The organism is Adonisia turfae CCMR0081 (assembly GCF_011009555.1).
Lineage (GTDB): Bacteria > Cyanobacteriota > Cyanobacteriia > Phormidesmidales > Phormidesmidaceae > Leptothoe > Leptothoe turfae.
Genome location: NZ_QXHD01000004.1, coordinates 3,166,983 through 3,178,087, shown reverse-complemented (window position 1 = coordinate 3,178,087; position 11,105 = coordinate 3,166,983). Strand labels below are relative to the sequence as shown.

The following is an 11,105-nucleotide window of genomic DNA, read 5'->3' as shown; positions in this document are numbered from 1 at the left end:
GCACCAGCCAGTAGCACAGTCAACATAGTTGATACCACCACTGCTGAAGTTGATTGTGACGAATCGTTCTAGAATAGCGATGCGATCGCCTGGATTGACACCACCGTCAGCCCGACCGGGTTGGATAATTGAATCGCCAAAACGACCACGGTTCGAATCGGCCAGTACGTGGTTGTTTGAGACCATCAGCAATCGGTTTGACCGGGTTCCACGTCCCCGAGCCCAACCGCCAATTGTGCCAGCTGTAATGTTGTAGTGGCCGACTGAAACCCCAGCGGGTGCTGGGCGAAACTTTGAACGATTGCTACTGTAAGCTTCAATTACGCCAGTGACTTCAACCTCAATTGGGAGATTGTCACTTGAGACTGCTTGAACGCCCATTGAGTCAACAACTTCGCGGCGAACCTGCTCTTCATCGGCTTGATTTTCGACATACACCACCAATGCCGGTTGGCCCGGAATGCCACCAGACTCTCCGCCAGTCGAGAGGCCGACACCCAGTACTCCAGGGCCATCCAAAGTGCTAATGCTAGCTTCCGTCAGGCTGCTACTAGCGGCTTCGACCAGCTTCTGCTCAATCGCTGCCTTAGCGCCAAGGACTTGTTGTGCCTCAGAACTTGACTCAATATCAGTCAAGTTCTCAGTCCCGAATAACTCGGCGCTTGGTGGTTCAAACTCATCACTGCCGGACGAGCCTTCCACAGGCTCCACTATTGGAGGATCGATAAAATCCTCACTCCCACTACCTCCGCTCGAAGGCAAAGCTGCCTGCTCGTTAATATTAGAATCTTGTGTACTCACGATGTATATTCCAGGGTGATTAACGAGACCTTTATAGCTGTGGTTATAAATCTCCTACAAGTACCCGCAAGGGTGCTTTTCGTTTCTCTGTAGTATGGCTAACAAATCCTAATCTTGAGAGATCTCTGATGACGGCTGCTGGTGGGAAAAACGGAGGCATGCTCACAGAGTCTGATGCTCCTGCTCTACCCGCCAACCAGTCAATCTCTTGAGAGGAAAATCCTTGGTGGACAAGAGCTTTAGTCTATTTGCGAATACTCTGGTCTGAGTACATTTCCTAAAGACTTTCATCCATGGCATCCCCTTCAGTCTCGGCCAGACCTTAGTGGAGAGTTTTGAAAACGTCAGGGCTGAAATGCCAGACCAAAGTCGGAGGTAGGGAGATCGGTTGGTGGCTGTCTAACCCTTGTATGTCAAATTCTCGAACTTGATTGATCAAGCATATCGGTTTGGCTGGTGGCCTGGCAAAAATTGCATATAAGTTCTGTAAACAAGAGTGTTACCACCCAAAGGCGATAGATAAGATTTGGAAGTGTGGATCTTTATACAGCAGATCTGACGTTGAATTACAAGTTGAATCGCAGCGGAGGTAGCACACTTGTAATATGTGCTAAAAATTGGCCGCTACGACCCAACTCTTCGTTCCAACCAATAAGGGAGCAACAATTCAAGCTTGTTGCTCAAAGCTTTTGCAGGCGAAGTGTTTAGAGGTTTGAAAACGGTTGAACTTCGTAATTAGCTAGCTTCGCATCGAGTCCTCACACTTGTTTCTTTTGAGAGTATTGATGACTCTGAAAGCCTGAGGCTACAAGTTAAAAGCATATAGCGATTCGTTTTTTGGAGAAGTTAATTATGTCTACTTACGATGATCATGAGTCGGTTGCTCCAGAGGGATTTGAAAATCCCCAAGTTGAAAGCGACGATGATGCTGAGTCTCGAAGTGTTGCCGAAGAAAGTGAAAATGAAGAAGAACTTGCAGAAAGCAGTTTCGAAGGTTCTGGCGAACTTGAGGATGTACCTGGCGTCAGTGCTGATAAAGTTCTCCAGGAGAGTTTAGAGGAACTCGGAGCGGCTGAAGCTACTGGAGAGGAGATTACTCCTTACGAGGAATTGATTAACCTTCCCTCGATTGAGAGCTTCGTTTTCGATCAACCCGAAAGTATTTGCGGAACAGACACTAGGTCGCAGATCACCTCAACTACTCGGGTTCCCTGGCGCTGGAATTGTAAACTTGTCATCCATGCACCCAATGGTGGTAAGTATCATGGCACCGGTTTCCTAATTGGTCCTTGTACGGTGATGACTGCTGGCCACTGCGTGCATGGAGGAAAGGGCGGCCAGTGGATGCGTAAAATCGAGGTTATTCCTGGCATGGACGGTGCCAAACGACCTTACGGCACTTATGTCAGCTCTAACCTTCGCAGTGTCACCGGATGGACGCGGGATGGGAAACCCACGCATGACTATGGTGCGATTATCCTTGGATCTAATCACAAGGTGGGCTGTAGGGTTGGTTATTTTGGTTTCGCAAACTACTCGGACTCAACCCTAAAGAACATGCTTGTGAACACAGCAGGGTATCCCGCCGATAAGCCCTTTGGGACTCAATGGTACACTTATGGCAAAATTGAAAAAGTTGAATCACGTCGGCTGCACTATATGTTTGACACCTATGGCGGGCAAAGTGGTTCATCCGTATGGCGTTTAACAAGCGGGCAGCGTTACGCCGTTGGGATTCATGCCTATGGAGGGTGCCCCAACAAAGCAACACGAATTGCCAAGCCTGTCTTTGACAACATGAAGGCATGGCGGGCGCTATGTAAGTGTTAATCAGCCTTGTTGCACTCTTGCCAAGGCCAATAGGTATTGAAGAGTCAGTCTCCATAAGTAAAACGCCGACATAGAGCCCGCAGTTGAGCGAACTTTATGTTGGCGTTTCCAGTATTGCAGTCAGGAAGAGTAACAAAATAGTATTATATTGCAGCAATCAGGCAGGGCCTCTCAAGGTGGAGAATACAGACTTTATCGACAATAATGCTTATTTCATGCGCCATAGCTAAGTTACTCTCGATTAAAAATCTGAAAGCGAGCATGGCATGAACATGATAAATAATACTAGGGCACCTCTATTTATTGATTTTTTGAGGAATCGAGTCTCAAATAAGACTGTTATCCAGCCTTGTTTCTGGAAATCAGAATATGAAATAAACACCCCCCATGCATTGTGTCCGTTTTAGAGCTGAATATCCCATCCTTTAGGCAAATACTTCAGCCATGTCTTGTTTTTGCCAGAAGACATACCGCTTGAGATTGTAGGTCAAGTTTTTGAGGCCGAGCATGGTTTTGGCCCTGGCTAACCCAATGGTGCGAACAACTTTGCCCCCCATCTCATTGACCATCGACCCAAATACATGTTCAACCTTGGCCCGGGTTTTTGAACGCTCACGATTGTCCGCTATCTGCACCTCTGTTAGGGGGCGATTGCGATAGGCTCGTTCGTTAATATGGCTCTCAAAACCCATCATCTCTAACACGGTGACAATCGCTATCGAGAGATAGGCGCTATCGGCCCAAATCTCATCATCAGAATTGTCCGCATCTAGCAGTTGACCCAATACCTGAGAATCATGAACCGAGGCATCGGTGACCGTATACCGACGAATAAACCCATGCCCCGCATCCCGATTGATATGGTTTTTATACCCGTAATGAGACGTGCCATTCTTTTTGGTCCAACGAGCCTCCACATCCTTTTGGGATAGCTTATGAGGCTTGTCCTGCCAATCCTCAGGCACCTTGCCTGCTTTGACCTCGGCATTATCGTCTCGACTATTCCGTTGTTTAGGCACTGGCACTAAGGTGGCATCGACGATTTGACCACATTGGGCTTGGTAGCCCGTTGCCTTCAGATAGGCCCCAAACTGCTCAAATAGTCCTTCCACTAACTCGGCCTGGCGTAAGCGCTCCCGAAATGACCACACCGTTTTCGCGTCTGGCACCGCATCTTCCAGGCCCAGATGTAGAAATCGCATAAATGACAACCGGTCATTCACTTGGTATTCCAGCTCATCGTCACCAATGTTGTAGAGCTGTTGCAGGATTAACAACTTAAACATGAGGATGACATCTATCGGGCGACGACCTGCTTTACGCTTACGGGATTTGACATACACGCTTTCTAACAGCGGTCGAAACTCATCCCACGGAATCAGCTCGTCCAGGCAGGTCAACAGGTCTTTTTTTGATTCCAGCTTTTGATGACGGATCTCAAAATCCCAAAATCCTTGTTGTCCCATCAGAAGTCTCCCTGTCAACCCTAATCCGTAACCATGATCTCATATTGAGACTCTATTTTTGAATTAATCGAGGTGCCCACTATTTTGTTACTCTTCAATTGGTGGTTTGGAAATCGTGATCTGCGGCTTCAATATTCACCCGATTTTTTCCCTTGATCATGGGGCAGATGTTAGGCCGTTCTCAACCTCAAGCACCTACAAGATCTCAATTGATTGGGCAATCAATCTTGTTTCAGACTCCGAGGTTATACCAGTTATTTTGACCTGCATGCCAGGAGATAACTCTCCAGCTGCGGCAGGTTCGGAGCCCCGATATACGTCAGTATGTTCCTCTAGAGAAACATAATACTGCTCTGATTCGACGTTAAGGGTTATCTGGAGCGGCCAGGTTTCCATGACGCCTGTAATTTCTCCTGTGATGGTTACCATGGTTGGGGTGGATAAAGGGGGCCTGGGGAGGGGAGCGTCACTGGATGGAATGTTGGAATTTCCTTGGTATGTTAGGCAGCCAACCAAGACCATACTCCCAACTGCCCAACAGACAAAGACAAGGCAGATTCGGAGAAATGAAGTTGGCAGCTTCTGGAATGAAACCTGTTTCATCATGGCTGCTCTAAATAGCAACTCTCAATACTAAATAATAACAAACCCTGTGTTATCCTGGTCTCGCCTGCTGCGTCATCTCGTTGGGGACGTGGCGGGCTTACTGTATTCCTGCGTGCAAACTCCATGCTACCCCTGACGTTGGTTGGGGGTTTTGTCTTTGGGGTCCATAAAAGCAACCGCCCCGAGAATTCCCAGGGCGGCTTTTTGTTGCTTATAGCTATTCCGATCTGGGCCGACCGGTAAAGCCGTCGCAGATATCAACCATATCTGTTCCTTGTAGTATCCGACGAGTTTCCAACTATTCCGATCTGAACTGATCGGTAAAGTACTGCTTGAGTACCTGTCTATAACCAGACCTATCGAATTACAGTTTCCAACTATTCCGATCTGAGTCGATCGGTAAAGTGTTTCAAACTGCCATTGATCTGACGAAAAAGCCTCTTACGTTTCCAACTATTCCGATCTGAGTCGATCGGTAAAGGACGTATTAGTACCCATCGGTACCGTAGGCGTAGTCAAGGGCGTTTCCAACTATTCCGATCTGAGTCGATCGGTAAAGCACAACTTAAAGGTAACAACGGCGAACCTATTACCCTTAATACACTGTTTCCAACTATTCCGATCTGAGTCGATCGGTAAAGTTTCTCGCTGCAATTGCTACTATTGCTACTATTGCAATTCCTGCGTTTCCAACTATTCCGATCTGAGTCGATCGGTAAAGACACCCCCAGCAGAAGCCCGTCATAGAGCACGCCCCAGACAGCTAAACCACGGATGTCGATAATCCTATCCTACCAGCCTTCAGGATTTACGGTCGTAACCACTGAAACCCTTGCCAAATAAGGCCCCACGGATGTCAATCAAAACATAGGGCTTTCAGCGATCAGCTGATATGCGTGGGTGGAGGCAGTACCTTCACATTCCTTTAACCTTTCCCCGCTACCCCCAACCCTCCCTGGGCACACTAGGGCTATCTGCAAAGCGTCCGCAATGCGGAGCACCTGATCCCCCTAGGAGTATGCGCCTGGGGGTTTATTTTGTTTTGGGTGGGGTGCAGATACGCATTAAATAACCCCCAACACACAAGGCACTGGGGGCGGCTTTGTTATAGAAGTTTGAATAGGCAGTAGGTCTGTCCTTGGTGTTTAAAGTGCCCAGTTCTGTAGGGAGCGATCTCACCTTTCAAAGGTTCACACTCCCTCAAGTTCTTATTGGGTCTGAGAGAGTTGAGCACACGCCTTCCATAAGATGGGAACGAACACACGTTAATAGACTATTAAACCGGAAAGGCTTGACAATGAATGCTTGAGCCCCTAAGGAGAGAACGTTTTCTCGAACTTCGTCATTGTCAAGAGCCGTCACAACGATCACAGGGATCTGCACGGCTTGCGTACGGATTTCCTTTAAAACTTCCCTACCATCCATTCCAGGTAGCCCTAAATCTAGCAATATAAGGTCGAATTTTCCTGATAAAGCCAACGGTAGAGCTTGATTCCCATTTGAGGCTACCTGGGTTTGATAGCCTGCCCTTTTCAACCCTTTTGATACAAAGGCTGCGATTCTGGGGCTGTCTTCAACAATTAGAATAGTTGCCACAATACAAACTTAAATTCAAGTCGTCAACTCGGAAGCGTAAAGGCTTTTTGGGGAAGGAGATGTAGGCATTGACTCAGAATTTGCAGAAAAGTGTCAATTATTCGTTTAATAGGACATCATAGCTGATGAATGCAACCATTCATGGCACTACGCGCCCGTTCACTCCCCTAATAATCTCTAACGCTCACCTCTAGCACCCTGGAAGTTCTGGTCTAGGATGCTGGTCATTACTTAACTCCTAAGTTTCTGCAAGTCCTTTGAGCATTGAAATACCAACTGTCACAACCTCTGCTGTTGGGCGGCAGTCGTAGTAAATTGAGCTGACATAGAGTCTTCTACAGAGTTCCCTTCAACTGTTGAGTAAGTTTCTTGCCTTTGTCATGCATGTCATAGCCATTCAGATGGTTTTGTCTATTAACAAAACCATCTGAATAGCCTTTCTATCTATTTCTCTCGCTTTTCTGGCTGGAATATTGGCATAGTGGGCTGTTATTAAAACACAACTATACTGTCAATAACACGGTCATTTTCAAATTCTACCGTGACGCCGAGGTTCGATCCTTGGGCACGCTTAAACTCAGATAACTGATCTTCTGTCATACTACCAGGGAAATAAAAATAATTATCTAAAGGCCCGTCCGTACCTTTTGGCGGAAGGTTTCCATGGGAAGTTGAATCTATTACCACAATAGCGTTATCGTTACTTTTAGTTTTAACAGTTTGAACTCGTCCAGTCAGCTTATTCATTACGCTATCTCCATGGCTAGATGAATATCTTGGTACTTCCATATTCACCGGCAGCAACATTGCTAGCCGATGATCGCTTAACGCATACAAACTTTCTTGTTTACGACAGAAGAAAACAGGAAAAAATGGCTTACATCGCTAAGATTCCCAGTCAACTACAGCAAATAAACTTGAAATTCAACTAAAATCCTGCACCGCCTATATTGATGCTCATCCAACCAAAATAGAGGCTATGCTACTACTCCCCATCAAACAACTCCTGTCACCTTGGAAGCTTTGGCCAGGAGATCACATCTAGCTGCAACCACTTGTTAGCTTGCCTCGTCGCCCGGCCACCAGAGCGTATGTTGCTCAGGATCGTCTGCGAACCCGGCACCGACGAGAGCGTCACGCCAGTCTGTTTGGGCCAGGGCGATGGCGTCGACTAGACCGTCAAGCGTGCCACCACTTGCCTTGAGCACGGCAAATCGCACCCGTTCCAGCAGCTTGACGTGCTCGGTGATGTTGTCTCCGCAGTCTTGCAGAAGAAGCGCCGTGGCAGCTTCAAGCTCGCTCGGCACGAAAAGGAGGGCGAGACGCTCCTGGTTACCAGATGTGAGTGGAATGGCCATATCGACAAGCTAACTCATTATTGGGAGGAAACTTTCTACCTAATCACCCAAGGCTCCCTAGCGATCTGAGTTAAACCTCAGTATCAGGGCATGCCGAAAAGTTAAGGCCTTTGGTGAGTGCTACTCCCCAACCAACAGACAACCTCACCCCCGACCTTAGTCTCATATCTCAGCCCTGAAGTCTCCAACATGCTCCACTAAGGTCTGATCGAGAATGCAGGACGATGCCACGGCAGAAAGTCTTTAGAAAATATACAGAAAACTCCAGGCGATCGCCCAAATCTGCATGGTAGGTTGGCCAATGTCCACTTAGTCCATCTGATAAGAGGATTAGGCAGAAAGTTTCTCTCTGATCATGAGTTACTGCCAACACCTGCTAACCGCACGACGTTCGTTTAGAACGGTGTTGCGGTTCAGCTCAATCGTTAGGCTGCTTAAATTATGGTTGGGGCGGCATTTTGAAGCTGATTGCAGAGAGATAAGATTAAAGTGTTTCTAAGTTATTCTTGAAGGATGAAGTAAATTCATCTGAATAATGGATTGGCTTATGGACTCGACTGTTGTTGCAGCAATTATTGGGGGTGTATTTACAGTCGCAGGATCGATTGCAACGGTTCTCATCACACGGCATATTGAAAACCAAGATAAGCAGATTATGTCTACGGGTCGCCGTGCCCTGTTAAACGGTCAATGGAGAGGAACAGGAACCAGCTATCGAGAAGGAGGTCAGTTGCTCTCTGTTTCTGTTGTGGCGACCTTGGTTGCACACCGCAAAACAGTCATAGGACATTTTAGAGTTCAGTACCCTGAGCGAGATGGTAGACCAGCGCAGGAATCTGAGTTTGAATCTCGAGGTGGAATGCTACATGATCGCTTCTTGAAGCTAGATTACATCTCAAAGAATGAACGTAGAATTCAGTTTGGGGCAATTATGCTTGAACTAGCTCCGTCTGGTGAAGTTTTATCTGGCAAATTTGTTGGATACGGAGTGTTTAGCAAACAAATTGTGTCAGGCAATATTGAACTCAAACGTGCAGCCTAATCGGGTAGCCAGAGGTGTTTCTCCCCCTCCCCACACTCCCCAAGACAGGTCCGCACCAGACGGTTCAGCCTAGACCTTTAGCCAGTGCGATCGCAGGGGTTACCGCAACAGCTAAACCCCAACCGACTCCCGATTACGCACTTCGTCAAACTGCTCAGGCTTGAGACCCATGTCTGTTAGCTGCTCGTCGGTGAGGCTAGCAAAGTCAGTCTTATACTCAATAGTCAAAAGCTCCCAAGGGTTCTCTGACTCAGGCAAAGGCTCATACCCAAGGCGGTACACTACCACCTCGTCAAAGTCCTGCATACCTGGGATGTCCGCAACGTAGCATTGACCGTCATCCAAAATAATCCATGGACCAGGGCGGCAATGCGTTGGATCGTCAGGGTGCTCAGGATTAACTTTACTATGGTCTTGGGTGTATTCAAGAATGCGATCGCCTGCTTGGTGAGTGCCACCAATAGATGGAGTAAATCTGCCAGCTTCATCCCTTTTTTCGGCAGGAATCAAGTCGTAATCAGGTCTAAATACGATTAGCTTACTCATTGACATCTCCTTGGGTTAGGTCCATCCGGTTCTTAGGAAACTCAGCATCACCATAGAATCCACAGTTTACCCGCAGAATTGGATCAGTTTCGTTGTCTTGATACCGAAGTTTAGGATCCCTTGGTTGTTCCCAATCATACTTGCTTGCCATCTGGTCACAGTAATAACGACTGACAGCAGGACGGTAGGTTATTTTGCGCTTCTGGGTCATGACCACTCTCCCATTAGTTTTTGTCTCTGGCCTTTGCCTCCCTGGAAGTTTTGGTCTAGGACTAGCAGCATCTCCCTGGGCAACTTCTTGGTGATGTGTGCGGCTGGCTCATGAATCCATTGAGCCTCATTAATGCCCATAGACGAAATCCACTGACGGCAAGCATCGTTAGCTTTTTTGCCTTTGCCAAACCCGTATCGCTTGGATAGCTCAGTGATGGTCACGCCGTCGTATTTCTCGGCACGTCCATGAGCATCAAGAATGACGGTCACGGGCCTCTCCACCTCGATAACGGCTTCAGGTTTGCCAAATACTAAAGCTGGCAATGCTGGGTTGATAATAGACAGCGCCTGAGTCGCTGAGGCTAGTTTCAATCGAGATTCAGACAGGGCAACTTCTAAGCGCAGCTTTTCAAGTTCTTCATTTTGAGCGGGGATAACTGTCTTAACCTGTTTTTCGCACTTCAAAAAATACTGGCGAATTTCTTTACCTTTCTCGGTGCCTGCCATCATCCCTAGAGATTTGAAGCAGTCAACAGTGATCACGATAAATTCTTTGGGACGACCACCAGATGGGCTTTTGACCCCTTTCCGTAAAAAGTCCTCACCCTCTACAAAGTTGTTGATCAAGACGTTTTTGCCGTCCTGCTTTTTCTTCCAACCAATCCACTTCCAGGCATTGTCAAAATCCACCGGGAACGGCTCAGTAGATTGCACCATAACCATGGCTAAATTCTGAGAAAAGTTCATATCGCTTACCCATCCTCAGTAGACTCTTTTTTAGTAGTGCGATCGCCCCCGCGTGTTTCTCCTAGCGGCTCAAAATCATCCGGTAAAACACCGTCTTCTCGTAAGACTTTGATCAATAAAGTCTCCAGCCAGTTATTAGCGCTGCTGTTGTCTTGCCGTGCTCGTGCTTTTACCGCTGCAATAATCCGCTCATCAAATCGATAGGTGACCGCCTTTCTAGGCATTACTAGTTGCATCAATACATCACTCCTATGGTCACATGCCATCTATGTTAGGTCTATCGTATTTCAAAGTGCAATATTTTTGAAATAGCTTTTGCTTATAGCTAGAGGATAAGCCTATAAGCTATAAGTATTTCAATAAAGTTTCAAAATGCAATACTTTTGTTAGTCTGGATATGGACAAGGACTGAGGAAGCTACCAACGACCCCAGCCCTCTAATCAAACCCTTATCTAACAAGGATTTGCCTAATGAAAACTCTAACTCAAAAGCCCGCCAAAGGGCTCGAATTCCGCACAACCAACCCCTCCCAGACCGGGATTTACGCGAACAACGAAGTCATCGGACTGATCCAGACCCATCCAGAGCTCGGCCCAGACCGCTGGGAGTACCGTAGTTACAGCAACTGGAATAACTCATTCATCGGCACCTACGACGAATGCAAGGCGCTGGCTGAAGCTGAGTATTTGAATCCATCCCCTGTACTCCCCAGTGGCACACCGTTGCTGGTCCATGCCGCCACTATGGCAGAGGTGAGGGATGCGATCGCGGCTGATAAGGTGACTGACCGTAGCTGCATTGTGTGGCTGGCGGGAGATGATGCGCCGCTGTACTGGAGTGAATGCCTGCAAGAGTCTGTTAGAGCAGCTTATAAGGGGTGGGCTTGAGCGATGATCACA

General features: G+C 47.4%; 12 protein-coding genes and 1 pseudogene. 3 read left to right on the top strand and 10 right to left on the bottom strand.

Features of this window, described 5'->3' with window-relative positions; genetic code table 11:
* Window positions 1-801: pseudogene (locus DXZ20_RS17870) on the bottom strand (hypothetical protein); the annotation flags it as partial.
* A gap of 852 nt (window positions 802-1,653) precedes the next feature.
* Between DXZ20_RS17870 and DXZ20_RS17865 the strand changes: the two are divergent.
* Entirely contained in the window at window positions 1,654-2,631 is a 978-nt protein-coding gene (locus tag DXZ20_RS17865; RefSeq protein WP_163699615.1) for a trypsin-like serine peptidase, read from the top strand.
* A 425-nt stretch (window positions 2,632-3,056) separates the two neighbouring features.
* Here DXZ20_RS17865 and DXZ20_RS17860 read toward each other — a convergent pair whose 3' ends face one another.
* The 5 genes from DXZ20_RS17860 to DXZ20_RS17840 form a co-directional block, all read right to left on the bottom strand.
* Window positions 3,057-4,097, bottom strand: a complete 1,041-nt coding sequence (locus DXZ20_RS17860; RefSeq protein WP_163696094.1) for an IS5 family transposase — start codon at window positions 4,095-4,097, stop codon at window positions 3,057-3,059.
* A gap of 195 nt (window positions 4,098-4,292) precedes the next feature.
* Window positions 4,293-4,526 (bottom strand): hypothetical protein, encoded by a 234-nt coding sequence (locus DXZ20_RS17855; protein WP_163699612.1) that lies wholly within the window; start codon window positions 4,524-4,526, stop codon window positions 4,293-4,295.
* A 1,377-nt stretch (window positions 4,527-5,903) separates the two neighbouring features.
* Complete coding sequence (locus DXZ20_RS17850; RefSeq protein ID WP_163699610.1) at window positions 5,904-6,299, bottom strand: response regulator; 396 nt, start codon at window positions 6,297-6,299, stop codon at window positions 5,904-5,906.
* 492 nt (window positions 6,300-6,791) lie between these two features.
* Entirely contained in the window at window positions 6,792-7,046 is a 255-nt protein-coding gene (locus DXZ20_RS17845) for a hypothetical protein (protein ID WP_163699609.1), read from the bottom strand.
* Window positions 7,047-7,357: 311 nt separating this feature from the next.
* On the bottom strand, window positions 7,358-7,657 hold the full coding sequence (locus DXZ20_RS17840) for a hypothetical protein (protein WP_163699607.1): 300 nt from the start codon (window positions 7,655-7,657) through the stop codon (window positions 7,358-7,360).
* Window positions 7,658-8,192: 535 nt separating this feature from the next.
* Here DXZ20_RS17840 and DXZ20_RS17835 point away from each other — a divergent pair.
* Window positions 8,193-8,699, top strand: coding sequence for a hypothetical protein (locus tag DXZ20_RS17835; protein ID WP_250565805.1), 507 nt, complete (start codon window positions 8,193-8,195; stop codon window positions 8,697-8,699).
* Between the two features lie 111 nt (window positions 8,700-8,810).
* On the opposite strand, the gene DXZ20_RS17830 is transcribed toward DXZ20_RS17835, so the two are convergent.
* Genes DXZ20_RS17830 through DXZ20_RS17815 form a run of 4 tightly spaced genes read right to left on the bottom strand, consistent with a single transcriptional unit; the run spans window position 8,811 to window position 10,441 of the window.
* On the bottom strand, window positions 8,811-9,245 hold the full coding sequence (locus DXZ20_RS17830; RefSeq protein WP_163699602.1) for a hypothetical protein: 435 nt from the start codon (window positions 9,243-9,245) through the stop codon (window positions 8,811-8,813).
* The gene (locus DXZ20_RS17825; RefSeq protein WP_163699600.1) at window positions 9,238-9,456 is read right to left on the bottom strand and encodes a hypothetical protein; all 219 of its coding nucleotides are present in this window, start codon (window positions 9,454-9,456) and stop codon (window positions 9,238-9,240) included. Before DXZ20_RS17825 ends, DXZ20_RS17830 begins: the two co-directional genes overlap by 8 nt.
* On the bottom strand, window positions 9,453-10,205 hold the full coding sequence (locus DXZ20_RS17820; protein ID WP_163699598.1) for a hypothetical protein: 753 nt from the start codon (window positions 10,203-10,205) through the stop codon (window positions 9,453-9,455). Before DXZ20_RS17820 ends, DXZ20_RS17825 begins: the two co-directional genes overlap by 4 nt.
* A 5-nt stretch (window positions 10,206-10,210) precedes the next feature.
* Entirely contained in the window at window positions 10,211-10,441 is a 231-nt protein-coding gene (locus tag DXZ20_RS17815; RefSeq protein ID WP_163699596.1) for a hypothetical protein, read from the bottom strand.
* Window positions 10,442-10,676: 235 nt separating this feature from the next.
* Here DXZ20_RS17815 and DXZ20_RS17810 point away from each other — a divergent pair, with 235 nt between their 5' ends.
* The gene (locus DXZ20_RS17810) at window positions 10,677-11,093 is read left to right on the top strand and encodes a hypothetical protein (protein WP_163699594.1); all 417 of its coding nucleotides are present in this window, start codon (window positions 10,677-10,679) and stop codon (window positions 11,091-11,093) included.
* Window positions 11,094-11,105: the final 12 nt, after the last annotated feature.